This window comes from Pseudomonas sp. UBA6323 (assembly GCF_002439135.1).
In the GTDB taxonomy this organism is placed as follows: Bacteria; Pseudomonadota; Gammaproteobacteria; order Pseudomonadales; family Pseudomonadaceae; genus Aquipseudomonas.
In genome coordinates this window covers 1-25,049 of the sequence record NZ_DJSX01000075.1, presented here as the reverse complement: position 1 = coordinate 25,049, position 25,049 = coordinate 1, and the positions used below count along the sequence as shown (strand labels likewise).

At 64.6% G+C, this 25,049-nt stretch carries 24 protein-coding genes; 16 read left to right on the top strand and 8 right to left on the bottom strand.

Annotated elements, in window-relative coordinates; translation table 11 throughout:
* Positions 1–6 precede the first annotated feature (6 nt).
* The 4 genes from B3P22_RS17815 to B3P22_RS17800 all read right to left on the bottom strand — a co-directional run bounded on the left by B3P22_RS17815 (position 7) and on the right by B3P22_RS17800 (position 3,665).
* Entirely contained in the window at positions 7–771 is a 765-nt protein-coding gene (locus tag B3P22_RS17815) for a uroporphyrinogen-III synthase (protein WP_296271905.1), read from the bottom strand.
* Positions 768–1,706 carry a hydroxymethylbilane synthase gene (gene hemC, locus B3P22_RS17810; protein ID WP_197859014.1) on the bottom strand — a complete coding sequence of 313 codons (939 nt, stop codon included), beginning with the start codon at positions 1,704–1,706 and terminating at the stop codon, positions 768–770. The genes B3P22_RS17815 and hemC overlap by 4 nt, the downstream gene beginning before the upstream one ends.
* Before the next feature lie 133 nt (positions 1,707–1,839).
* Positions 1,840–2,586 carry a LytR/AlgR family response regulator transcription factor gene (locus B3P22_RS17805; protein ID WP_296271904.1) on the bottom strand — a complete coding sequence of 249 codons (747 nt, stop codon included), beginning with the start codon at positions 2,584–2,586 and terminating at the stop codon, positions 1,840–1,842.
* Positions 2,583–3,665 carry a sensor histidine kinase gene (locus tag B3P22_RS17800; protein WP_275545661.1) on the bottom strand — a complete coding sequence of 361 codons (1,083 nt, stop codon included), beginning with the start codon at positions 3,663–3,665 and terminating at the stop codon, positions 2,583–2,585. Before B3P22_RS17800 ends, B3P22_RS17805 begins: the two co-directional genes overlap by 4 nt.
* A gap of 232 nt (positions 3,666–3,897) precedes the next feature.
* On the opposite strand from B3P22_RS17800, the gene argH reads away from it, so the two are divergent.
* The 11 genes from argH (at position 3,898) to B3P22_RS17745 (ending at position 18,878) form a co-directional block, all read left to right on the top strand.
* Positions 3,898–5,292 carry an argininosuccinate lyase gene (gene argH, locus B3P22_RS17795; protein WP_296271903.1) on the top strand — a complete coding sequence of 465 codons (1,395 nt, stop codon included), beginning with the start codon at positions 3,898–3,900 and terminating at the stop codon, positions 5,290–5,292.
* Positions 5,293–5,327: 35 nt separating this feature from the next.
* Positions 5,328–5,570: a hypothetical protein gene (locus B3P22_RS17790; RefSeq protein ID WP_296271902.1), complete on the top strand. Its 243-nt coding sequence runs from the start codon at positions 5,328–5,330 to the stop codon at positions 5,568–5,570.
* Between the two features lie 21 nt (positions 5,571–5,591).
* Positions 5,592–6,074, top strand: coding sequence for a GNAT family N-acetyltransferase (locus B3P22_RS17785; protein WP_296271901.1), 483 nt, complete (start codon positions 5,592–5,594; stop codon positions 6,072–6,074).
* A gap of 17 nt (positions 6,075–6,091) precedes the next feature.
* A complete protein-coding gene (locus B3P22_RS17780) occupies positions 6,092–6,367 on the top strand; it encodes a hypothetical protein (RefSeq protein ID WP_296271900.1) in 276 nt (91 codons plus the stop codon).
* 80 nt (positions 6,368–6,447) lie between these two features.
* Positions 6,448–6,702, top strand: a complete 255-nt coding sequence (locus tag B3P22_RS17775) for a TIGR02647 family protein (RefSeq protein ID WP_197859007.1) — start codon at positions 6,448–6,450, stop codon at positions 6,700–6,702.
* A 118-nt stretch (positions 6,703–6,820) separates the two neighbouring features.
* Positions 6,821–9,679, top strand: coding sequence for a class I adenylate cyclase (locus B3P22_RS17770; RefSeq protein ID WP_296271899.1), 2,859 nt, complete (start codon positions 6,821–6,823; stop codon positions 9,677–9,679).
* Between the two features lie 88 nt (positions 9,680–9,767).
* Complete coding sequence (locus B3P22_RS17765; protein WP_296271898.1) at positions 9,768–10,283, top strand: sigma-70 family RNA polymerase sigma factor; 516 nt, start codon at positions 9,768–9,770, stop codon at positions 10,281–10,283.
* A gap of 90 nt (positions 10,284–10,373) precedes the next feature.
* Positions 10,374–11,345, top strand: a complete 972-nt coding sequence (locus B3P22_RS17760) for a FecR family protein (RefSeq protein WP_296271897.1) — start codon at positions 10,374–10,376, stop codon at positions 11,343–11,345.
* 149 nt (positions 11,346–11,494) lie between these two features.
* Positions 11,495–14,386, top strand: coding sequence for a TonB-dependent receptor (locus B3P22_RS17755; RefSeq protein ID WP_296271896.1), 2,892 nt, complete (start codon positions 11,495–11,497; stop codon positions 14,384–14,386).
* Positions 14,387–14,400: 14 nt separating this feature from the next.
* Positions 14,401–17,190, top strand: coding sequence for a M16 family metallopeptidase (locus B3P22_RS17750; RefSeq protein ID WP_296271895.1), 2,790 nt, complete (start codon positions 14,401–14,403; stop codon positions 17,188–17,190).
* On the top strand, positions 17,187–18,878 hold the full coding sequence (locus B3P22_RS17745) for an ABC transporter ATP-binding protein/permease (protein ID WP_296271894.1): 1,692 nt from the start codon (positions 17,187–17,189) through the stop codon (positions 18,876–18,878). The genes B3P22_RS17750 and B3P22_RS17745 overlap by 4 nt, the downstream gene beginning before the upstream one ends.
* An 8-nt stretch (positions 18,879–18,886) precedes the next feature.
* Here B3P22_RS17745 and rnk read toward each other — a convergent pair whose 3' ends face one another.
* The 4 genes from rnk to B3P22_RS17725 all read right to left on the bottom strand — a co-directional run bounded on the left by rnk (position 18,887) and on the right by B3P22_RS17725 (position 21,039).
* Positions 18,887–19,294 (bottom strand): nucleoside diphosphate kinase regulator, encoded by a 408-nt coding sequence (gene rnk / locus B3P22_RS17740; RefSeq protein WP_197859000.1) that lies wholly within the window; start codon positions 19,292–19,294, stop codon positions 18,887–18,889.
* A gap of 118 nt (positions 19,295–19,412) precedes the next feature.
* Complete coding sequence (locus tag B3P22_RS17735; RefSeq protein WP_275545679.1) at positions 19,413–19,610, bottom strand: DUF1289 domain-containing protein; 198 nt, start codon at positions 19,608–19,610, stop codon at positions 19,413–19,415.
* Complete coding sequence (cyaY, locus tag B3P22_RS17730) at positions 19,600–19,932, bottom strand: iron donor protein CyaY (RefSeq protein WP_003458550.1); 333 nt, start codon at positions 19,930–19,932, stop codon at positions 19,600–19,602. The genes B3P22_RS17735 and cyaY overlap by 11 nt, the downstream gene beginning before the upstream one ends.
* Before the next feature lie 60 nt (positions 19,933–19,992).
* Complete coding sequence (locus B3P22_RS17725) at positions 19,993–21,039, bottom strand: AraC family transcriptional regulator (protein ID WP_296271893.1); 1,047 nt, start codon at positions 21,037–21,039, stop codon at positions 19,993–19,995.
* A gap of 180 nt (positions 21,040–21,219) precedes the next feature.
* Here B3P22_RS17725 and lptM point away from each other — a divergent pair, with 180 nt between their 5' ends.
* The 5 genes from lptM to B3P22_RS17700 all read left to right on the top strand — a co-directional run.
* Entirely contained in the window at positions 21,220–21,345 is a 126-nt protein-coding gene (gene lptM, locus B3P22_RS17720) for an LPS translocon maturation chaperone LptM (protein WP_003242379.1), read from the top strand.
* A gap of 13 nt (positions 21,346–21,358) precedes the next feature.
* The gene (gene lysA / locus B3P22_RS17715) at positions 21,359–22,606 is read left to right on the top strand and encodes a diaminopimelate decarboxylase (protein WP_296271892.1); all 1,248 of its coding nucleotides are present in this window, start codon (positions 21,359–21,361) and stop codon (positions 22,604–22,606) included.
* Between the two features lie 10 nt (positions 22,607–22,616).
* Positions 22,617–23,447 (top strand): diaminopimelate epimerase, encoded by an 831-nt coding sequence (dapF, locus tag B3P22_RS17710; RefSeq protein ID WP_197858996.1) that lies wholly within the window; start codon positions 22,617–22,619, stop codon positions 23,445–23,447.
* On the top strand, positions 23,444–24,142 hold the full coding sequence (locus B3P22_RS17705) for a DUF484 family protein (protein WP_296271891.1): 699 nt from the start codon (positions 23,444–23,446) through the stop codon (positions 24,140–24,142). Before dapF ends, B3P22_RS17705 begins: the two co-directional genes overlap by 4 nt.
* A gap of 72 nt (positions 24,143–24,214) precedes the next feature.
* A partial coding sequence (locus tag B3P22_RS17700) for a tyrosine recombinase XerC (protein ID WP_296271890.1) occupies positions 24,215–25,049 on the top strand: 835 nt, incomplete at its 3' end.

The following is a 25,049-nucleotide window of genomic DNA, read 5'->3' as shown; positions in this document are numbered from 1 at the left end:
GTCCTTTTAGAGGGCGGCAGCCGGAAACTGCTCCAGCGCTGCCTGCAAGGCCGCGGCACTGGCGCCGCGACAGTCCACAACGATTTCCGCACCCGCATGGCGCGCCTGCTCGGCAACGCGCGGGCTGGGTACGAACAAGGGTAGCCGAGCCAACGCCGGCCAGTCATCGCCGGCCAGCTGCAGCAGATGTTCGAAACCCTGTCCACTGCTGACAACCAGGCCGTTCAGGCGTTCCGCTCGCACGCACTGGCCGAGCTCGCCCGGCGCGTACTGCGGCAGCACACGGCGATACAGTGGCAGATAGTCGACCGCCAAGCCTTGGCTGCGCAAGCGTTCGGCGAGAAATTCTCGGCCACCTTCGCCACGCAGGATCAGTACGCGCGGCGCAGCTGTCGTGGCGATAGCCTGGTGCAGCGCAGGCAGTGCGAGCAGCGCTTCGCTGTCATCGCCAGAGTCGGGAAAATACACACGCAAGCCCTGCTCGGCGAGCACCGCGGCGGTGGCGGCACCGACACTGAACCAGGGCAGGTCAGGTGCTGCATGCCGCGCCAATAACTGCAGACCAATCCGCGCGGCCGGCTTGCTGACCACGATCACGGCGCAATAGCGCTGCAGCTCGGCAAAGGTGCTGCGTTGCTCAGCGGTTTCGGCCAACGCCTCGATGGCCAGCAGCGGCATGCAGTGACTGGCGACTCCCTGCGCCGCCAAGGTCTGCGCCAGCGCCGCACAGTCCTCGGCAGGACGCGTCAGCAACAGGCGCCAGGCGCTCAAGGGTGACCGGCCTCACCGTAAACGGCCTTGAGAATGGCCTCGGCACCCTGCGCCAGGAGCGCCTCAGCCACGCGTACGCCCAGCGCTTCGGCATCGCTGCTGGCGGCGCGCTCTTCGGCCCGCAGCAACAGACCTCCGTCGGGTTGGCCAACCAGGCCGCGCAGCCACAGCTGGTCGTTCTCGAGCAGGGCATAGCAGGCGATAGGCACCTGGCAGCCGCCATTGAGGTGTTTGTTCAGCGCCCGTTCGGCGGTGACGCGCAATGCAGTCTCACGGTGATGCAGAGGCGCCAGCAGGGCGTGCACGTCGCTGTCGGCGCTGCGGCACTCGATGCCCACGGCGCCCTGTCCGCCGGCAGGCAGGCTGTCTTCGGCGCTGATCGAGCTGCGGATGCGATCTTCGAAACCCAGGCGGATCAGACCGGCAGCGGCGAGGATGATGGCGTCGTATTCGCCGGCATCGAGCTTGGCCAGACGGGTGTTGACGTTGCCGCGCAGGAACTGGATTTTCAGGTCGGGCCGGCGCGCCAGCAGCTGGGCCTGGCGGCGCAGGCTGGAGGTGCCGACCACGCTGCCGGGCGGCAGCGCGTCGAGGCTGTCGAAGGTATTGGAGACGAAGGCGTCACGCGGGTCTTCACGCTCGCAGATGCAGTACAGGCCCAGCCCCTCGGGGAAATCCATCGGCACGTCTTTCATCGAGTGCACGGCGATGTCGGCCTCGTTTTCCAGCAACGCGGTTTCCAGCTCCTTGACGAACAGCCCCTTGCCACCGATTTTCGCCAGCGGCGCGTCGAGCAACTTGTCGCCGCGGCTGACCATGGGCACCAGGCTAACCTTCAGGCCAGGGTGGGCCTGCTCCAGTCGGGCTTTGACATACTCGGCCTGCCACAGGGCCAGGGCGCTCTTACGGGTGGCGATGCGGATTTCGCGGGACATGGGGCAATTCCAGAAAACGGATTGCCGCGAATCATAACAGGCTCGCCCATTACGGGCGCTGCCAGGCGGCCATAGGCCGCAGGTTTGTCGGTCACTGCGAAGACGATGACGCCCTGGCGCGCAGCTCAGAGTGTCAGAGTGCCTGCATCAACTTGCGTACGCCGGCCACATGGCGGCGGCTGACCACCAGCGAATCGCCCCCCAGCCCCTTGAGGAACAGCTGGAAATGCCCGAGCGGGGTGCGCTGCAGGCGTTCGATACGCTCGCGCGCCACCAGCGCATTGCGATGGATGCGCACGAAACGGTCACCGAACTCGTCTTCCAGCGCCTTGAGCGGTTCGTCCAGCAGCACTTCGCCGCCCTCGTGGCGCAGGGTCACGTACTTGTGGTCGGCAATGAAATAGACCACATGATCCAGCGGGATCAGCTCGATGCCCTTGCGGGTACGGGCGCTGATATGGGTGCGCGGGCCACCGCCGGTCTCGGCGGCTGGGCGGGTCAAGGCGGCCAGTTGCACGCGGTTGGGCCGCTCGGCCTTTTTCAAGGCCTCGTTGAGGCTCTCGGGCCGCACCGGTTTGACCAGATAGCCAACGGCGCTGACCTGGAAGGCCTCCAGGGCGAACTCGTCGTGCGCCGTGCAGAAGATCACCGCAGGCGGTGCTTCGCGCTCGCAGAGTTTCGCGGCGACCTGCAGGCCGTCGAGCCCGGGCATGCGGATATCCAGCAGGACCACATCCGGCTTGAGGCTATCGATCAGGGTCAGGGCTTCCTCGCCATTGCTGGCGGCGGGCTCCAGGACCCGGTAGCCCTCGAGCTCACCGACCATGCGGCTCAGGCGCTCACGGGCAAGGGGTTCGTCATCGACGATCAGGACATTCATATTGCTCTGGCTTCCTGCGTGAGTCTCGCACAAGGATAGCGTAGACAGCTGTAATGACGGCCGTCACGGCGCTCCACGCTGAGACTCGCGCGGGGGCCAAAAAGTGCCGCCAGACGCGCATCGATATTACTCAGCGCTTGCTGCGTTCCCCGCGACGGGTGCTGCTCGCCCCGCTCTTCATACGGATTGCTGACACACAAGCTGAACACACCATCCTGGTAATGCGCTTCAACCCGCACCAGGCCACCTTCGATACGTGGCGCGATGCCATAGATCAGCGCATTCTCCAAAAGAGGCTGCAGGGTCAGCTGGGGAATCGGCAGATCCTCCGGCACACCCTCGACCTCCCACTGCAACTGTAGTCGCTCACCGAGCCGATAGTGCTCGATAGATAGATAACGTTTCGCCAGTTCCAGTTCCTCCTTCCACGCAACCAGCGTGCCGGGCTTGGCCAGGCTGGCGCGAAACAGATCGGACAAATCCAGCACCGCCTGCTCGGCCTTGTACGGGTCGAGCGTGACCAGGCTGGCGATGCTGTTGAGGCTGTTGAACAGGAAATGCGGACGAATCCGCGCCTGCAACGATTCGATGCGCGCGCGCAGTTCGGCCTGCTCCTGCCGCCGCCATTGGCTCTGCAGATAAAAATAGCGTAGCAGCAGTGCGGACATGATCAGGCTGATCAGCGCATGGCGCAGGTAAAGATTCACCTCGCCGGCGCGCGGCAGCGGCCCGCCGAGTTCGTAATAGTCGGCCACCGCCGTGCAACCCAGGGTCAGCAGCACCACCAGAGCGCAGCACAGGCCGCCCGCCAGCGCCGGACGCAGACGCGCCAGCAGCGGCCGCAGGCGACATAGCACGGCCGCCGAGAGCAGCACGATCCATTGCACGAACAGCGAGGTCAGGGCCAGGCGCACCCAGTCGAAGCCCGGCGTCATCGGTTCGGCGAGCACCAGCACCAGTACCAGCAGCTCGGCCAGCAGCACCATGCTCAGCAGGGCTTCCGGCTGGCACAGTTCCGGGACGAAAAAGTCGTCGATGGCGGTGTTGGATTTATTCTTGGCAAGCGATTGTGTGTGCATCGACGCAGTTTCCGTGTCGCCTTGCGGGCCGGCAAGCGAGACGGCTCCAGCCGGACGAAATAAAGCACCGAAATGCCGCCTTCAGCGCAAAATTGTGAAGCAACCGACAACGCCAGCGACCGCCCGACGGCGAACGCGGCCCGGCGAAACGTCCGCCGACCCTGCTATTATCGACCCACTTTGTCCGCCATGCTGGCCAGCAATTAGGTCAGCCCGATCCAGAGCCCGAACCATGAGCAGCGAAAAAACCAACCAATCCTGGGGCGGCCGCTTCAGCGAGCCCGTCGACGCCTTCGTCGCCCGCTTCACCGCCTCGGTCGAATTCGACAAGCGCCTGTACCGCCACGACATCATGGGCTCCATCGCCCACGCCACCATGCTGGCCAAGGTCGGCGTGCTCAGCGACGCCGAGCGCGATGCGATCATCGATGGCCTCAAGCAGATTCAGGGCGAGATCGAAGCCGGCAGCTTCGACTGGCGCGTGGACCTGGAAGACGTGCACATGAACATCGAAGCGCGCCTGACCGACCGCATCGGCGTGACCGGCAAGAAGCTGCACACCGGCCGCTCGCGCAACGATCAGGTAGCCACCGACATCCGCCTGTGGCTGCGTGACGAGATCGACCTGATCCTGGCGGAAATCACCCGCCTGCAGCAGGGCTTGCTGGAACAGGCCGAGCGCGAAGCCGAGACCATCATGCCCGGCTTCACCCACCTGCAGACAGCCCAGCCGGTGACCTTCGGCCACCATCTGCTGGCCTGGTTCGAGATGCTGTCGCGCGACTACGAGCGCCTGGTCGACTGCCGCAAGCGCACCAACCGCATGCCGCTGGGCAGCGCTGCGCTGGCCGGCACCACCTACCCGATTCAGCGTGAAATCACTGCCGAACTGCTGGGCTTCGACGCCGTGGGCGGCAACTCCCTGGACGGCGTATCGGATCGCGACTTCGCCATCGAATTCTGCGCCGCCGCCTCGCTGGCGATGATGCACCTGTCGCGCTTCTCCGAAGAACTGGTGCTGTGGACCAGCGCCCAGTTCCAGTTCATCGACCTCCCGGATCGTTTCTGCACCGGCAGCTCGATCATGCCGCAGAAGAAGAACCCCGACGTACCCGAGCTGGTGCGCGGCAAGACCGGCCGCGTGTTCGGCGCCCTGACCGGCCTGCTGACCCTGATGAAAGGCCAGCCGCTGGCCTACAACAAGGACAACCAGGAAGACAAGGAACCGCTGTTCGACGCAGCCGACACCCTGCGCGATTCGCTGCGCGCCTTCGCCGACATGATCCCGGCGATCAAACCCAAGCACGCCATCATGCGTGAAGCGGCGCTGCGCGGTTTCTCCACCGCCACCGACCTGGCCGACTACCTGGTGCGCAAAGGCCTGCCGTTCCGCGACTGCCACGAAATCGTTGGCCACGCGGTGAAGTACGGCGTCGACAGCGGCAAGGACCTGGCCGAGATGAGCCTGGACGAGCTGCGCCAGTTCAGCGACCAGATCGAGCAGGACGTGTTCGCCGTGCTGACCCTGGAAGGCTCGGTGAACGCCCGCAACCACATCGGCGGCACTGCGCCGGCGCAGGTGCGTGCGGCGGTGGCACGCGGTCGCGAACTGCTGGCAAGTCGTTAAGCGGCTCCTGGCGAGAAACGGGAAAAGGAGTTCCCATGCCTGAATTACTGCTGCGCGGCTTGGCGCTACTGGCCGAGATCGCGCTTGAGATCATCATCGGCTACGTCTTCTATTCGACCGGCTGGCTGGCACTACGACTGCTGACATTAGGGCGCTACCCGCGCCTGCCGCTACGCGTGGCTGAACCGATGGGTTCGCGCAGCGCCTGGGTCGCAACGTTCGGCGTCCTCTGCCTGGTTGGCCTGCCCCTGACGTGGCTGACCGTCACTTACAGCTGAACGCTGCCACGAGACATTTCCATGCCTATAGACATCCGCCCCGCCACCCCTGACGACGCCGAGCTGATCCTGCGCTTCATCACCGATCTGGCCATCTACGAGAAGGCCGAGCACGAGGTGAAGACTGACGCCGCCGGCATCCGCGACAGCCTGTTCGCCGATGGCAGCACCGCTCATGGCCTGATCTGCGAGTACGACGGCAAGCCCATCGGCTATGCGGTGTATTTCTTCAACTACTCCACCTGGCTGGGCAAGCATGGCCTGTATCTGGAAGACCTCTACGTCAGCCCCGAAGCGCGTGGTCTAGGCGCTGGCAAAGCGCTGCTGCGCCACCTGGCGCAACTGGCGGTGGCACGCGATTGTGGCCGTTTCGAATGGTCGGTGCTGGACTGGAATACGCCCGCCATCGACTTCTATGAATCCTTCGGCGCCCGCCCGCAAAGCGAGTGGACCACCTACCGACTGACCGGCCAGGCCCTGCTGGACTTTGCCGCTGGTAATTAATCACTGAGGAAACCGACATGAGCCAGAACAACGACCAGGAAGACGAAGACTTCGCCGAAGCCACCCTGATCCAGGCGATCGAGAACCAGCTGGAAAGTGGCGAGCCGGCTGCCGCCAAGGCGGTGTACAACAAGCTGACGCTGGTCGGTTACCAGCGCGAGGAGATTCTCGAGCTGATGGCGCTGGTGCTGGCTCATGAAGTCGACGCCATGCTGAGCGAGGATCGCCCCTTCGATGGCGCCTGGTACGAGCACGCCCTGCGCGCTCTACCGGAGCTGCCGGAAGAAAGCTGAACCAGGCAACTCGCCGATAGGCAGAGCGCGCTACAGGGTTCTACACTGCAAGAGCGCCATAACGACAAGACGGAGTCACCATGAAGTCATTCGACGCTGACCTGATCGACGAGCTGGAAATCCTCGCCCTGTACAACCTGGACAACCATCAGGAAGGGCTCAAGGTGCACAACAACGCCTCATTCAAGGCACAGGGCGCCATTACTCGCCTCTACGAAAAAGGCCTGGTGAGCCAGGCCGATGGCGGCTACCTGACCAGCCTGGGCATCGACGCTGCCGAACATGCACAGGCGCTGCTGACCATTCTCTCGGCCCGCAAGACCACCCCCGCTTAATTTCGGTTGCCCGCCGGCCGGCCTCAAGGGGAAGGCGCGGCGGGCGATATAGCGTCAAGGCACTGCACTGGCGAGCACGCCGCTGATAGGCTTGCCGCACCCGCAGTAGAGTTCGAGCATGACGCGCACGCAGGAAATACGCCCCGATATCGATGACGGCATCGACCGCAAGGTGCTGGCACAGTTGCGTGCGCGCTTTCTGCAGATCAACCAGGGCCGTCTGCAACGGGCCATGGAAGCGCTGTCCACGCGTCAGCAGCTGGTCCTCAAGCTGTTGCCGCTGCTGTTGCACGTCAACCATCCGCTGTTGCCCGGTTATGTTTCGGCCAGCACACCGGCCGGCCTCAGCGGTTTCGAGCCGGACGACGAGAGCCTGGCCGAAGTGCAGCGCCTGACCCGCTCCTTCGTCTACAAGCCGCGTCGCGGCCAGGGTGCTGCGCCGCTGCATGGACTGTTCCTGATGGGCAGCCTGGGCACCGTGGCCCAAGCCGAGCAGAGTGACATGGACCTGTGGCTGTGCCACTCGCCCAATCTCACCGCGCAGGAGCTGCAGGACCTGCGCAAAAAATGCGACCAGCTGGAAAGCTGGGCGGCCACCCAGGGCGCCGAAGTGCATGTCTTTCTGGTCGACCCGCAACGCTTCACCCAGGGCGCACGCGAGGCGCAACTGACCTCGGATGACTGCGGCACCACCCAGCATTATCTGTTGCTCGACGAGTTCTACCGCACCGCGATCTGGCTCGGCGGACGCACGCCGATCTGGTGGCTGGTGCCGGTTTACGAGGAGGCGCGCTATCACGACTACTGCCGCACTCTGCTGAGCAAGCGTTTCGTGCGCGCCGAAGACGTACTCGACCTCGGCCATCTGGCGCACATCCCGCCGGAAGAATTCATCGGCGCGGGCATGTGGCAGTTGTACAAGGGCATCGAGTCGCCCTACAAGTCCGCGCTCAAGCTGCTGCTCACCGAGGTCTACGCCAGCGAACACCCGAAGGTCGAATGCCTGGCGCTGCGCTTCAAGCAGGCGGTGTTCGAAGGCCGCCTGGACCTCGACGAACTCGACCCCTATATCGTCGTCTACCGCCGCCTGGAGGAATATCTCAGCGCACGGGACGACCGGGAAAGGCTCGAGCTGATCCGCCGCTGCCTGTACCTCAAGGTGAACAAGAAGATCAGCCGCCCGCCGACCCGCGGTCGCACCAAGAGCTGGCAGCGCCTGTTACTGGAACGCCTGACCGACGAGTGGGGCTGGCAGACTCGCCAGCTCAGCGTGCTCGACAGCCGCAGCCAGTGGAAGGTGCGCCAGGTCGCCGCCGAACGGCGTGTGCTGGTCAACGAGCTGACCTACAGCTACCGCTTCCTCTCGCAGTTCGCCCGCAGCGCCCAGGCCGGCAGCTCGCTGAACAACCGCGACCTGAATGTACTGGGCAGACGTCTGTACGCCGCATTCGAGCGCAAGGCCGGCAAGGTGGAGTTCATCAACCCCGGCATCGCCCCGGACCTGGCCGAAGACACCCTGACCCTGGTCCAGTATCCCAGCCCCGAGGCGCCGAACGAAAACCTCTGGGCGCTGTTCAATGGCAGCCTGGGCGCTCAGGAGTGGGCCGACTTCGCGCCGCTGAAGCGCTCGCGCGAACTGATCGAGCTGCTTGCCTGGTGCCATCGCAACGGCGTGATCGACAGCAGCACGCGCCTGTCGCTGCACCCGGGCACCAGCGACCTCACCGAGTACGAGCTGTCCAACCTGATCGGCAGCCTGCAGCAGAGCTTCCCGTTGCCCCTGCCTAGCGTGGAGGAGGCGGCCCTGCTGCGCGCCAGCGTCCCCGGCGAAGTGCTGTTGCTGGTCAATGTCGGCGTCGACCCGCTCAAACAGCACAGCCAGATGAACGTGCACATGACCACCGGGCGCACCGACGCGCTGGGATATTCCGGAGTCCGCGAGAACCTGGTGCTGACCCTCGACCAGATCGTGCTCAACAGCTGGAACGAGTTGCAGGTCAGCCGCTACGACGGCCAGGACGCGCTGCTCGACTGCCTGCGCGACCTGCTCAACAGCCTGCCGCTGGGCGGCCCGCAACCCAAGGTGGTCGTGCGCTGCTATTGCCGCAATCGTGCCCAGGCCATCGCCGAGCGGGTCGAAGAGCTGCTGCGCGATCTGCTCGAAAGCTACGCCGAAGGTCGCCAGTCGCGCTACCTGGTGCAGGTGCGTCAGCATTACCACGTGCTGCAACTGAAGCCCGGCCAGGTCAGCCATGCCGCGCTGGGCGATCTGCCCGCACTGCTCGATCACCTCGGCGCCGAACAGGACATCTACAGCCCGCTGCGCCTGGACCGCCATGCACTCGATGGCGACGACCTGGCGCTGATCCTGCCCATGGGGCGGCCACAGTGCATCCAGGTGTTCTACCGCCTGCACGAAACCAGCGGCGAAGCCGAGCTGACCCTGCTCGACGAGCACAACGCCCTGTGGCGCCGACGCCTGCCGTTTCGTGACGAGCAAAGCCTGCTCACGCCGCTGCAGCGCTTTCTGCAGTCGCTGCTGTATCGGCGCAACGCCATGCTGCCGCTCGATGGCAGCGACAATCAGCCGGCACTGGAAATCCTCTACTATCAGTTGCTACCGGCTGCGCCGTTGCGCGCCCAGCGCCTCGAGCGCAGGCCGGCGCCGGAGTCCCAGGTCAGCCATCCGTTCTACGATGTGCAGGCCATCGTCGAGCCGGGCGACGGCCGCCAGCGCCATGTCACGCTGTACTGCAACCATCGCGAGTTTTCCGAACTGGAATACGGCGACTCGCTGTTCGCCAGCGTGGCACGCCATATCCTTGCCCAGCGCCGCGACGAAGAGCGCTACCCGTGCTACATCACCGACCTCGATCTGTCCGCTGTACAAGGCGACCGCCACCCCTCGATGGTGAACTACCTACGCTTCAAGACCAGCCTGGAAGAAGCTCTGAACCAGGCGCTGCGAACCCTTTAGACGTATTTTTGATAAAGATTCTCATTATAGATATGATGCCGGCTCGCTGTGACGCTCCCAATGTCCGCAGCCGCCGGCAGCCCGTATCGTGTCCTCATCACCCAACTCGAAACTCGACCTCTACCTCGCCCATCGCAATGCATTGGTAGACTACGCCGCCCCCATACTCGGCTGCCGCGCCCAGGCCGAAGATGTCGTTCAGGAAGCCTGGCTGCGCTTCAACGGCCGCGCCGACGAAGAGGCAACGATCAATCAGCCGGTCGGCTATCTCTATCGCATCGTTCGCAATCTCGCCTTCGACCTGATCCGCCGGGTGTCCAGCGAGCGCCAGCAGGCCGATGGCGAACGCCTGCTCGAAGAACTGTCAGACCACAAGCCCGGGCCGGAGCAGCAGGCTGCCAGCAGCGACGAGCTGCGCATCGTCAATGCGGCCCTGGCCGAACTGCCGGAACGCGTGCGGCGCGCCTTCGAAATGCACCGCCTGGAAGGCCACACCTTGCAGCATATCGCCGCGACACTGAACATTTCAGTCGGCCTGGCGCATCAGTTGGTGCACCAGGCGCTGTGTCATTGCGCCGACCGCCTGGAGCAGGCCAATGGCTGATCTGAAAATCCGCTGCGCTGATCCGTCTTTTGCTCGTATGGCCGCCACTGTGCGACCCTTGCCCACTTTTCAGGACACCCCGGAACGACCATGACCGGCAACCTCAGACACATCGCTCTGGACTGGCTGCTGCGCATCCAGCAGCGCCCGGAGGATGCCGCGTTGCGCAGCGAGCTGGCCGCCTGGCTGGCCAGCGATGCCAACCATGTCGAGGCCTACCGCAAGGCCGAACGGGTCTGGCGGCTGACCGGCATGGCCCAGTCTGCAGCCACTGAAGCGCCTGCCGATGTCGCGCCCCCAGTGACGGCAATCCCGCTGGCAGCACGCCCGCTGCGATCCCGTCGCCGCCGCTGGCCCGCCCTGCTCGCAGGTTCGCTGGCTGCTTGCATGGTGGTATTCATCGCGCCGGACGCCTACCTGAGTTACCACAGCGACTACCGCACCGGTCTCGGCGAGCAGCGCAGCATCGAGCTGGACGACGGCAGCCGCATACGACTGGACAGCCAATCGGCGATTGCCGTCGAGTTCGACGGCAATCGACGTGAAGTCCGCCTGCTCAGCGGCCAGGCGTTCTTCGAAGTGGCGCCGGACAAGAGCCGCCCCTTCACCGTCGATGCCGATCAGTTGCAGATCACCGTCACCGGCACCGCCTTCAACGTCGCCATCCGTCCCGGTAAGTTGGCCGTGGCGGTGCAGCACGGTTCGGTGCGCGTCGCGCAGGGCGATAGCCTGATAGCGGAATCGCTGCAGTCGGGGCAGCGGTTACGCTGGCGCAGCGATGACGAGGTGAGCCTCGACAAGCTCCCGGTCAGCCAGATCGCCGCCTGGCAGCACGGCAAGCTGGTAGCGCGCGATGCACGGATTGCCGACGTGCTCGACGAACTGCGCCCTCACCTACCCGGCACGCTGGTTCTGCGCAACGAAACCCTCGGCGAGAAACGCATTACCGGCGTCTACGACCTGAACGATCCGGACGCGGCCCTGCGCGCCGTGGTGCAACCCTATCAGGGCCGGGTCAGCACCTGGACCGGCTGGTTGCGCATCGTCGAAGACCAGCCCTGAGCCGCTCCGTGCGGCGTCTTTTTCGTTCATACGAAAATAATTGAAAAATTTCTGAAAATTTATCGCGCCGGAACGTCATTGCCTCGAACTCGAATCGATACGGATTCGCATTAGCTTTCATTTGGGCCTTTGGCCCGTTCGGGGAAAACATGGACAAGCAGTTGCAGCGGCAAGGAACTCCCGCCATCCATCGCCAGAAACTGGTTCGGGCCATCAGCCTGGGCATTCTGGTCCAGTGTGGCGCCCTGCCTATCGCGACCAGCCACGCGCTAGCCAATGACAGCGTGAGCGCCCAGCTGCAACAACAGCATGACTTCGACATTTCCGCCCAACCCCTGGGCGACGCGCTGATCGCCTTCGCCCAGCAAAGTGGCATTCAGATCAGTGCCGACCCTTACCTGCTCGCACGCCGGCATGGCAACCAGGTCAAAGGGCAGATGAGCGCTGAGCAGGCCCTGCAACGAATGCTTACCGGCAGCAACATCGGCTGGAGCTTTGAGCAAGGGCTGCTGACCTTCCATCAGCTCGACAGACAAAGCGATGTGCTGGAACTGAGCAACTCGGTGGTGATGGGCAGATCGGACAGTGCCTACCAGGGCGAAGCCGTGATCGACCGCCGCGCCATCGAGAACTTCGCCGGTGCCAATGGCGACATGACCACCATGCTCAAGATGCACCCCAGCGTGCGCTTCGATACCACCCAGCAGAGCTCCAATACACCCGGCGAAATCAACCCGGCGGACATCAGCATCAACGGCGCCAAGTTCTATCAGAACAACTTCATGGTCGATGGCGTCAGCATCAACAATGACCTCGACCCAGGGGCAAGCAGTGGCTCGCGTAACGACATAAACAACGCTTATGGCCTGCCCAGCAACGCCTTCGGCATCGCTCTTGACGCCGACCTGCTTGAAGAGGTGCGGGTCTACGACTCCAACGTCTCGGCCAAGTACGGGCGCTTCAACGGCGGCGTCATCGACGCGATCACCCGCCGACCGACGCACGACTTCCATGGCAAGATTTCCGCGCAGATGACCAAGTCCGACTGGACCGAATACCACATCAACCATGACGAGATGAGCGAAGAGGAATTCGCCAAGTCCAGCACTTACTCCAACCAGCCGGAATTCAGGAAGCTCACCACCCGAGTTCTGCTCGAAGGCCATGTCACCGATAACTTCGGGCTGCTCGGCAGCTTCGTGCGCAAGAACTCCGAGATTCCGCTGTATACCTACGACGGAGGCTTTGAAAGCACGGGCGACCAGGTCAAGAAGGACCAGAAGCGCAACATCGACAACAAGATGATCAAGGCATTCTGGACGCCCCATGACCGTCTGGACATGACGTTGACCCTGGTCGATGCGCCGGCTGAAAACACCTTTTTCAAGAACAACCAGAAAAACTCCGGTTTTCGAATCGACCAGGGAGGCCAGACCGCTGCCCTCAAAACCGTCTGGACGGGCGACACCTTCACCTACACCCATCAGCTCGCCTACAAGATGGTGCAAAGCTCGCGCGACACCGACAGCAACGTTCACAAGCAGTGGCGCTGGTCGCAGGACAAGAACTGGGGCAACCCGCTGCGCGGTGCTGGCTCCACGAGTGTCGAAGGCGGCATGGGCGATCTCGAACAGCGGCAAACCGGCTTCGAGTACAACCTGGACATAATAGCCAATCCGTTCAACTTCGCGGCCGCGACCCATACGCTGGGGTTTGGCCTGGAAGTACGCAGGCAGAAGGCATCTTACGAAGTGATGGAAGATGCCTTTGGCGCTTCGGTGCTCAGGCGCACCACGGCGACCGCTGGCACCAGCTGCGTCACCGCCAGTGGCACGCTCGATACGGAGTACTGCTCGGTCAGTGTCGATGCCACCGGCAAGCCCGAGCGCCAGTACTTTGGCCTGCTGAACAACGTCAGAGCGGGAAAGGTGGAAGCCGAACAGATCGACTATGCGCTCTACCTGCAGGACGACATCGAGATCGGCAATCTCAAACTGCTCCCTGGCGTACGCTTCGACGCCGATAACTACATGGACAAGAAGACCATCGCGCCGCGCTTCGCGGCCAGCTACGACTTCTTCGGCGACGAGCGCAGCGTGCTGACCGTCGGCGCCAACCGTTACTACGGGCGCAACCTGTTCAAATATCGCCTCGCCGATGGCCGCGAGTCTCTGCGCTGGCGGGCCACGCGCCTGAATTCCAATACCGACACCATCCTCGACTTCGGCCCCTGGACCAACTTTGGCGTCGATCAAAGCAGCTTCCGCAAGATCGACATTCCCTACGACGACGAATGGATGATCGGCTTCGCCCAGCAAGCGCTGGGCATGCAATTCGAACTCAAGTACGTGCACCGCGACGGCAAGGATCAGGTCGTGCGCAGCCGCGCTCGCTACCTGGGACTGGAAGAGGGTGACGGCGTGAGCAGCATTGCCGACTATTACACCTACACCAATGCCGGAAAAAGCCGCAACGAGACCGTCACCCTGACGGTCAACCCGCTGCAAAACCTGAGGTTCGCAGGCACCCAGACCAGCTTTCTGTTGGGCCTGGACTGGAACCGCACACGCAGCGCGCAGAACAGCTACGAGAACACTCTCAACGAAAGCCGCCTGGCGGACGACGACGTCTATTTCGACGGCAGCCTCATGCCTTATAGCGAACTGCCGGCCGACAACTTCAACCGCCCGTGGACCGTGCGCCTGAATACGGTGACCAGCATCCCGGCGCTGAACCTGACCTGGACCAACTTCCTGCGCTACCGCGGCCCCTACGATCAGATTTTCCGCGCCAGCCCGGATACCATCACCATCGATGGCGCCGACTACGAGAACTACGAAGTCGGCAGCGTACCCGCCGCGCCAACCTGGGATACCAGAATCAAGTGGACACTGCCGCTTGGCGGCACCCAGTCGACCTATGTCGCGGTGGACATCACCAACGTCACCGACAAGATCAACACCATCGTCAGCGACAGAGCCGGCACCACCAGCTACGAGACCGGCCGCCAGTACTGGCTCGAAGTCGGCTATCAATTCTAATAAGGCTCGCGCCCATGCATCCCGTGAAAATCCNNGGGATCACGGCACTGGCAGCGCTGCTGCTCGGTGCCTGCACCTCCCTGCCCGACGGCGACGCGCCGCTGCAATGGCATCCGATCGTCACGCGCGGCGAGCTGCCCAACGGCCTGCGCTACAACCTGATACGCCTCGATGAACAAAAGGGCCGTCTGGATGTACGCCTGACGGTACATGCCGGCTCGGTGGACGAGGCCGACGACCAGGTCGGCGTCGCCCACATGCTCGAACACCTGGCGTTCTACAGCCATGGCGGCGACACGCTGGACGCGCGCCAGCGCCTGTTGAAGGCGGGGTGGCAGCAAGGCCGTCACTTCAATGCGGTGACCAGTTACGAGCGCACCCAGTACCTGCTCAGCCCGCCCAATGGCGTCAAGAGTACGGAGCTGGCACTGCAGACCCTGGCGACCATGGCTTTCGCCGCCGACTTCACAGCGGATGATCTGCAGCGCGAGCGCCCCATCGTCATCGAGGAATGGCGCGGCGGCCTCGGCGTGGCGCAGCGTATGAACGCCAAGCGCACCGCGGCCCAACGCACCGGCTCGCGTTACCCGGCGCACCGCACCATCGGCAACCGCCAGGCCATCGAGCAGGCGCAGCTGAGCGCGTTGCAGGCTTTCCAGCAACGCTGGTACCTGCCCAACAACATGGTGCTTAACGTGGTCGGCGACTTCGAGCCGCAGCAGATCATCGCGCAGATCGAACAGGCTTTCGCCAAGCCTCAGCGCGGCCAGGTGCCGAGCCGCGAGCATCTGGAACTGCCGCTGGACGACAAGCTCAAGGTGTTTCGCGTGCAGGACAGCCAGAGCGGCAGCAACCAGGTGGCCCTGCTGTTTCGCTTCCAGCAACTCGACAGCCGCGAGCAGACCGTGGCCGGCGGCCATGAGCGCCTGATCGATCGCCTGGCCCTCAGCGTGCTGTCGCGCCAGTTGCGCCGCCAGCCGTTGGACGAGAATACCGCCAGCAGCCTCACCGCCGTGAAGACCCAAATCGGCCGGCGCACCGGCGTGCTGGCCGTGGCCGCCTCGGTCAAGGGCCAGCATCACCCGCAAGCGCTGGAAACCCTGCTGCGTGAACTGCAGCGGATCAACCGTCACGCCCTGCATGAGCAAGATGTGCAGACGGCTAAGGACGACGTTCGCCAGATCGCCGAACGCATGCTGAATGATCCCGCCCCGCGTGATTTCGATGGCTGGGTACGCCAACTCAACGATGCAACCATTGCCGAACGGGTGTTGCAGGACCCCGCGGTGATCGCCCGCAATGCCCTGGACAGCCTGGACAGCATCAGCGCGAACGATCTGCAGCAGCGCATCCGCAGCTGGCTGGCCAGCCCGGACCGAGTGTTGCAACTCAGTGCGCCTGGCGGTACGGAGCTGAACTTGCCCACCGCCGATACTGTGCTGCAGCAATGGCAGGCCATGGCGCGCGCGGAGTTGGCTGCACCGCTGCCGCCTGTCGCTCAGGCCGAGGTGGAAATTCCGCGGCTGTCCAGCGATCTGCCGGCCGGCCGTGTGCTGCAGCGGCGCAGCTTCGCCGCCGAGCAGGTGGAGCACTGGCAGTTGAGCAACGGTGACCGCCTGGTGTGGTTGCGCCACCCAGGCGCAGACGGCAAGGTACAACTGCGGGTCGACTCCACTGCCGGCTTCCTGCACGAGGGCGCCGTGCCCTGGCGTGCGCAGATCGCCAACCAGCTGGCGTTGCAGACCCCGCCGCAGAGCTGGAGCGACGAACAGTTCAGCGCCTGGCAAAAACGCGAGGGTGTGCAACTGTCCTTCGCGCAAGGCGCCAGCCGCCTTGAAGCCCAGGGCAGCGCCGAGGTGAAAAACGTGCGCAGCCTGCTGGCGCTGTATCAGGCACGTCAGGTTCGCAGCAGCCTGGATGACCAGGCCTATGGCGAAAGCATCGAGGCGCTGCGGGACCAACTGTCACGCCAGCGCGACCATGTGCGCAGCGAGCAGGACGCCACCTGGCGTCGTCTCAAGCAAGGTGAGAACGACTGGCAGCAGCCAACCGCGCAGGCCCTGGCCACGCTCAAACGCGAGCAGGTGGAAGCGGACTGGCAGCGTCAGGCTGCAGCCCCGGTCACCTACTATCTGATGGGCGAGCTGAGCGAAGCCGAACTAACCGCCCTGGTCAGCCAGTACCTGGCCGCGATTCCGCGCGGCGAACCGCTGCCCGATGCCAGTCTTCCCCGCCAGCCGGGCCGGCGCCAGGCCACGCTGGCCATCGCGATGGAGCCGCGTGCGGCCCTCTATGCCAGCAGCTTCCAACCCCACGCCTGGAACCCGGCCGATGCCGCGCGCATCAAAGCCCTGCGTGAAATCGCCAATGCCCAGCTCAAGCAGCGCCTGCGCGGCGACGCTACCGGCATTTATCGCCTGCGCTTCGAGGCCGAATTGAGCGCCGATCATCAGCGCATCGACAGCGAACTGCACTTCAGCAGCTCGCCACAACGAGCCGATGAACTCTGGCAACTGGCACAGGAAACCCTGGCCACATTGCCGGAGGCGGTAACCGCGCAACGCGTTGCCGGCCTGCGCAACGACCTGGCGCGCAAGGAAGCCGAACGCCGCAAAGACCCCGCCACCCAGTTGCACCGCCTGATTCTCAGCGAACGCGCCTGGGGCGATCCGCGCTACCTCAGCGAGCAAGGGCAATTGCCTGCCGCGCTGGAGCCCGAACCCATGCAGCGTCTGGCGCGCCAGCTGTTCCCGCGGGCCAATGAAGTGCGCATGCAGGTGCTGCCCAAGGATGCCGACTCGTGAAAACCCTTCGGATGTTCTTCATGCTGGCCAGGCCATTCTGGGGCAGCCGCGCCGGCTGGCCGGGCTGGGCGCTGCTTGGCCTGGTGTTCGCCATGGGCATCGGCATCGTCCAGGTCAATGTCTACATCAACGCCTGGAGCAAGCGTTTCTACGACACCCTGGCGACTTTCGATGGCGGCGCTTTGCTCACCCTGATGGGTGATTACTCACTGGCCATCGCGGCGCTGATCGCCGTCATCGTTTCGAAGAACTGGCTCACCAAAGCGCTCATCCTGCGCTGGCGTCAGCACCTCAACGACTACCTGCTCGAGCGCTGGCTCGGTGAGCGCCGCTACTACCGTCTGGGCCTCAGCGGCGAACCGGACCACCCCGATCAGCGCATCGCCGAAGACGCGTATCTGCTGTCGGACAAGACTGTCGGCCTGGTCGTCTCGCTGTTCATCAACACCATGCAGATCGGCGCGTTCGTCAGCGTTCTCTGGCAGCTTTCCGGCACGCAGACCTTCACGCTTGGCGATTACAGCGTGACCCTCGATGGCTACCTGGTCTGGGCCGTGGTGATCTACACCCTGATTGGCACCTTGGTCACGCACTGGCTGGGCCATCCGCTGCATGGTCTCAACTATGAACGACAGCGCAGCGAAGCCGCCTTTCGTACCGATCTGCTGCGAAAGCGCGACCATGCCGAACAGATCGCCCTGTATGGCGGTGAGGAAGCCGAGCAGCAAGGTCTGCGGCTGCGTTTCTCCGCCATTGCCAACAACTGGCGGAGCCTGATGCAACGGGAGCTGAAGCTCGGCACATTCACAGTCGGCTACGAACGCGTCAGATTGATCGTTCCGGTGTTCATCGCGCTGCCGGCCTTTCTCGCCAAGACCATCACCCTTGGCGGGCTGATGCAGATCCGCACGGCCTTCGGCGCGGTATACGAATCGCTGAGCTGGTTCATCTTCTCCTACCGCACGCTGATGGAATGGAGCGCCACGGTGGAGCGCCTTGGCCAGTTCCAGCAGGCCATGGAGCGGCTCGAACCCGTCGAACTCAGCCATGGCGACACGCTCAACACCTGCGGCCTGGACGTCCTACGCCCCAATGGCGAAGCGCTGCTGTGCGGCCTGACGCTGCACGCGCAACCCGGCGAATGGCTGCGCCTGGCCGGCGCCAGCGGGCTGGGCAAATCCACGCTGCTTCGCACTTTGATGGGCCTTTGGCCTCATCACCGTGGCACCTGGCAGTTACCGGGAGGGCGCAGCCTGTTGCTGCCGCAGAAGCCGTACCTGGCTAGTGGCCGTCTGGACGAGGCGCTGGCCTATCCGGCAGCGCAGGTCCCGAACAGCCTCGAGCTGATCGGCGTGTTGAAGGATGTGGGTCTCGAGCATCTGATCGACAAGCTCGATAGGGAAGCCGAATGGGGCCGGAAACTCTCCGGTGGCGAACAGCAGCGCCTGGCGCTGGCCCGCGCCCTGCTCTACCGGCCCGATACGCTTTACCTCGACGAGGCCACCAACCAGCTCGATGACAAGGCCGCCTGCCAACTGCTCGAACGGCTGCGCCAACGCCTGCCGAACTGCACACTAATCGCGGTCAGCCACCAACCGGCGGTGCAGCGCCTGTTCGAGCGCAGCATTGATCTGCAGGAATGCGGAGCGGCATGCCGGCCGGCAAAAACTGAGCCGCTGCCGGCCTGAACGGCCGTTTAGCGGTCGTATTCGCCGGCCGCTTCCGGCTGGTACTCGACTTCGAGCAGGGTCAGCTTGAGTTGCTTGCCGCCCGGAACCGGCCAGTCGATGTGCTGGCCGACAGACAGGCCGAGCAGGGCGCTGCCGACCGGTGCGAGGATGCTGACCTTGCCATCGCCGCCGGCGTCCTGCGGGTAGACCAGGGTCAGGTGGTAATCCTTGCCACTGCTCTCTTCGCGGCAGTGCACGCGCGAATTCATGGTCACCACTCCTGCCGGCACCTCGTCGTGCCCCACCACTTCGGCACGATCCAGCTCGGCCTGCAGCGCCTCGGCGCCCGGCCCGAACTCGTCCAGGCTGTCGAGCAGGCGCTCCAGACGCTGCAGATCGAGACGGGTAATGGTGATGGTAGGTGCGCTGTTCATGATGCCGGGCGGTCTCCTCGCGTAAGCCATAAAAAAGCAAAACCCCGCCCGAAGGCAGGGTTCGACTGAATGTCTTACCGACCCTAACACAGCCGGACAAATAAACAAGACTGGCGGGTCAATGGCCTTGCTGGCGCTGTTGCAAACGCTGCTGCGCGGCCTGGCAGATCGAGCGGCGCCGCGCATTATCGGCCGCGCCCCAGTCGAGAATCTCCTGCAGGGTGCGACCGCAGCCCATACACTGGTCGCGCTCGTCCAGGCAGCACTGGCGCCGGCACGGCGAGGCCAGCGGCGCCTCGCTCGGCTCAGAGCTCATCGAACTCCAGCTCAGTGCCGCACTGCTCGAGGGTGATGCGCACCAGCATCTCGCCCAACTGCTCGTCGCTGGTGTCACAGATCCAGCGACCCTCGGCTTCGTCGTAATCGAAGTGGAAACCACCGGAACGGGCCGCCAGCCACAGCTGACGAATCGGCTCCTGGCGGCTGAAGATCAGCTGGCTGCCGTTGTCGAAACGCACCGTCAGCACACCGGCGCTGTTCTCCAGGTCAACGTCCAGACCGCTGTCGTCGAAGATGTCCTCCACCGCCTGCTGGGTGGCATCGACCAGGTCGTGAAAGCGGGCTTCGCTCAGGCTCATCGGGGTGTCCTCACTAGATGCAGCGACTGCATGGAAATTAGCGGTAGATGCCAGGCCAGGTTAACCGGCCTGGGCACAAAGGTGGCGACGGTACTCGCCCGGACTCGTTCCCGTCCAGCGACGAAATGCACGTGCCAGCGAGCCCGGCTCGCTGAAGCCGACCAGAAAGGCGATTTCCGCCAGTTCCAGCGCAGGGTCACGCAGGTAGTGCAGCACCAGTTGCTGGCGCGTCTCGTCGACCAGTTGGCTGAACGACAGCCCGCCCTCACGCAGACGCCGTTGCAAGGTCCGCGGGCTCAAGGCCAGGGCGGCAGCGATGGCCTCCAGATCCGGCCCCTGCTCCGGCAGCTGACGCGCCAGCTCCAGGCGCGCGCGGTCGAGCACGCTGCTGCCCTGGTTGAGTTCGGCGAGCAGACGATCGGCGTAGGCATCGAGCATCCCGCGCACCTGCGCATCCGCCTGGTTCAGCGGCACGCTCAGCAGACGCCTGGGAAAGATCAGGGCATTGTCGGGCTGATCGAAGAGCACCGGGCAACGGAATATACGCGCGTGCTCCGAGGTATCGGCGGGTGCCGAATGCTGGAAGCGCACCTCGGTTGGGGAGATATCCAGGCCGCTGATCCAGCGCCCGAAGCTCACCCAGCCGGCCAGGGTTTCCTCACTCAGTTGACGCTGCTGCTGCGCCAGCAACGGCTCCCAGCGATGGGCGACCAGCGCTTCGCCATTGGGCCGTACGGGCTCGTCATCGAGTATGACCCGCCCCAGACTGCCGACCAGCGAAGCGTAGCGTGCCTGGCGGTGCAGGGCGTCGGCCAGGGTGGCGCAGCTCATGATCAGGGAGCCGAGCACGCCGTAATAGCCCGGGCGCACCGACTCGCCCAGGTGCAGGCCCAGATATTGATCGCCGGTCAGGCGCACACCCTCACCCAGCAAGGTCAGATAGGCACTGGCAGCGATGCGTTGATCGCGCTGGCTCAAGGCTTCAGGGCCGAGCTGGACATGGGCGAGCAGCGCCTCGGTGGCCACCCCTTGTCGTTGCAGGTGTTCGATCAGGCCTTGCAGGTAGGCGACCGAGACCGAGCCGGCCAGAATCGCGGGATTGTCCATCTTGGCTCCTCGTTGCTCAGCGCATGCTAACCCAAGCCGGCGCGAATGCCTTCGGCGCACGCGCCAGATGCATACGCAAATCGAGCCGGCGCCCCGCCAGGCGGGCGCCGGGCGCATAGGCAAGGTGGCGGGGGGTCGGTATACTCCGGCGCAATCATGCTTATTTTCAAGGACCGTCCCATGAAGCGACTGACCCTCGCGCTCCTCGCCGCCGTATGCCTGCTGGCCGGCTGCGGTCAGAAAGGCCCGCTGTACCTGCCGGGCGACGAAAACGCTGGCAACAGCCGAGACCGTTTCGAACTCTGACAGGAGCTGCCCCATGGAAGCCTTCAACTACCGCGACGGCGAGCTGTTCGCGGAAGGCGTTGCCTTGTCTGCGCTGGCCCAGCGCTTCGGCACGCCCACCTACGTCTATTCGCGCGCCCATATCGAAAGGCAGTACCGCGCCTATGCCGACGCCCTGGCGGGCATGCCGCACCTGGTCTGCTTCGCGGTCAAGGCCAACTCCAACCTCGGCGTGCTCAACGTGCTGGCGCGTCTCGGTGCCGGCTTCGACATCGTTTCCAGCGGTGAGCTGGAGCGCGTGCTGGCCGCCGGTGGCGAGCCGAGCCGTATCGTCTTCTCCGGCGTCGGCAAGAGCCGCGATGACATGCGCCGCGCGCTGGAAGTCGGCGTGCACTGCTTCAACGTCGAGTCCAGCGTCGAGCTGGAGCGCCTGCAGAAGGTCGCCGCCGAACTGGGCGTCAAGGCGCCGGTGTCGCTGCGGGTCAACCCGGACGTGGACGCCGGCACTCACCCGTACATTTCCACCGGCCTCAAGGAAAACAAGTTCGGCATCGACATCGAGCAGGCCGAGGCGGTCTACGCCCGCGCCGCCGAGCTGCCGAACCTGGAAGTGATCGGCGTCGATTGCCATATCGGCTCGCAGCTGACCACCCTCGAGCCCTTCCTCGATGCGCTTGATCGCCTGCTGCTGCTGGTCGACAAGCTGGCCGCGCGCGGCATCGTCATCAAGCATCTGGATCTGGGCGGCGGCCTCGGCGTGCAATACCGCGACGAGCAACCTCCGTTGGCCGGCGACTACATCGCCGCCGTGCGCAAGCGCCTGGCAGGTCGCGACCTGTCGCTGGTGTTCGAGCCGGGCCGCTTCATCGTCGCCAACGCCGGCGTACTGCTGACCCAGGTGGAATACCTCAAGCACACCGAGCACAAGGACTTCGCCATCGTCGATGCGGCGATGAACGACCTGATCCGCCCGGCGCTGTACCAGGCCTGGATGGACGTGTCGCCGGTACAGCCGCGTGACGGCCAGGCGCGCAATTACGACCTGGTCGGGCCGATCTGCGAGACTGGCGACTTCCTGGCCAAGGATCGTCAGCTGGTGCTGGAAGAAGGCGACCTGCTGGCCGTGCGCTCGGCCGGTGCCTACGGTTTCGTCATGAGCTCCAACTACAACACCCGCGGCCGCGCCGCCGAGGTGCTGGTGGACGGCGAGCAGGCCTTCGAGGTGCGTCGTCGCGAAACCGTCCAAGAGCTCTATGCCGGCGAAAGCCTGCTGCCGGCCTGAGGGCGACGCCATGCTATTGCGCTTTACCAAGATGCACGGGCTGGGTAATGACTTCATGGTCCTCGACCTGATCAGTCAGCATGCCCACGTGCAGCCCAAGCACGCCAAGCAGTGGGGCGATCGCCACACCGGCGTCGGTTTCGATCAGCTTTTAATCGTCGAGCCACCGAACCACCCGGATATCGACTTCCGCTACCGCATTTTCAATTCCGACGGTTCGGAAGTGGAGCAATGCGGCAACGGTGCGCGCTGCTTCGCCCGCTTCGTGCTGGACAAGCGCCTGACCACCAAGAAGATCATTCGCGTTGAGACCAAGAGCGGCATCATCGAGCTGCGCGTGCAAAGCGACGGGCAGGTCTGCGTCGACATGGGCGCCCCGCGCCTGCAGCCGGAACAGGTACCGTTCCAGGCCGAACAGGCCGCGCTGAACTATCGCGTCGACGTCGACGGCCAGAGCGTCGAGCTGGCCGCGCTGTCGATGGGCAACCCGCACGCCGTGCTGCGCGTCGACAGCGTCGACAACGCCCCGGTGCATACGCTCGGGCCGAAGCTGGAACATCACCCGCGTTTCCCGCAGCGGGTCAATGTCGGCTTCCTCCAGGTGCTCGACCGCAAGCATGCGCGCCTGCGCGTGTGGGAGCGCGGCGCCGGGGAGACCCAGGCCTGCGGCACCGGCGCCTGCGCCGCGGCCGTCGCGGCGATTCGCCAGGGCTGGATGGATTCGCCCGTGCAACTGGAGCTGCCGGGCGGCAAACTGTCCATCGAATGGGCAGGCGAAGGTCAGCCGGTTATGATGACCGGGCCCGCTGCCCGCGTATACGAAGGACAGGTTCGCCTATGACCGACCAGCAGGATTCGCCCAAACCGCTCGATTCGGAAACGGTCGCAGCCTATCTGCGCCTGCACCCGGAGTTCTTCATCGACCATGAAGAACTGATCCCCGAACTGCGCATTCCGCACCAGCCCGGCAATGCCGTGTCGCTGGTCGAACGTCAGGTCAAGCTGCTGCGCGAGCGCAACATCGAGATGCGCCACCGCCTCGGCCAGCTGATGGACGTAGCCCGCGACAACGACCGCCTGTTCGACAAGACCCGCCGCCTGGTGCTGGATCTGCTCGATGCCGGCAGCCTCGAGGAAGTGGTCGGCGTGGTCGAAGACAGCCTGCGCCACGAGTTCCAGGTGCCCTTCGTCGGCCTGATCCTGTTCAGCGACAACAAGCTGCCGGTCGGTCGCTCGGTCAGCTCGGCCGAAGCGCATCAACAGGTCGGCGGCCTGCTCAGCGGCGGCAAGACCATCTGCGGCGTGCTGCGCCCGCACGAGCTGGAGTTCCTGTTCGGCAAGGAGGACGCGGCGCAAGTCGGTTCCGCGGCCGTGGTCAGCCTCACCCATCAGGGCCTGCACGGCGTTCTCGCCATCGGCAGCGCCGATCCGCAGCACTACAAGAGCTCGCTCGGTACGCTGTTCCTCGGCTATATCGCCGAAGTTCTTGCCCGTGTACTGCCCAGCTTCGCCACGCCGCTGCGGTCGGTACGTTAGAAGCAGCTACAAGCTTCAAGCTACAAGCCGCAAGAACAGGCAGACCGAACGCTTTTACTTGGAGCTTGAAGCTTGAAGCTTGCCGCTGCTCTCGATGCCTACCTCGAACACCTGCGCCGCGAGCGCCAGGTGTCGGTGCATACCCTTGACGGCTATCGCCGTGACCTCGGCAAGGTCCAGGCATTCTGCGAAGCCGAAGGCCTGAGTGACTGGGCCGAGCTGGACACGCGCAATCTGCGCCGCCTGGTTGCCCGCCTGCATCAGCAGGGCCTGTCCAGCCGCAGCCTGGCACGCCTGCTCTCGGCCACCCGCGGCCTCTATCAATATCTGTTGCGTGAAGGCCTGTGCCGCCACGACCCGGCCACCGGCCTCAGCCCGCCGAAACGCGAACGCCGCCTGCCGCGCACGCTGGACGCCGATCGCAGCGCGCAGCTGCTCGACGGCGCGGTCGAGGATGACTTCATCGCTCGCCGCGATCAGGCCATGCTCGAGCTGTTCTATTCCTCCGGGCTGCGCCTGTCCGAACTGGTCGGGCTCGATCTCGATGGCCTGGACCTGCCGGCCGGCCTGGTGCGCGTACGCGGCAAAGGCAACAAGGTGCGCGAACTGCCGGTCGGCAGCCTGGCGCGCCAGGCGCTGGAGCAGTGGCTGCCCCTGCGCAAGCTGGCCAACCCCGGCGACGGGGCAGTGTTCATCAGCCAGCAGGGCCGACGCCTCGGGCCGCGCGCGGTGCAGCTGCGCGTACGCCAGGCGGGTGTACGCGAGCTGGGCCAACACCTGCATCCGCACATGCTGCGCCACAGCTTTGCCAGCCATATGCTGGAGTCCTCGCAGGACCTGCGCGCCGTGCAGGAGTTGCTCGGCCACGCCGACATCGCCACCACGCAGATCTACACCCACCTTGATT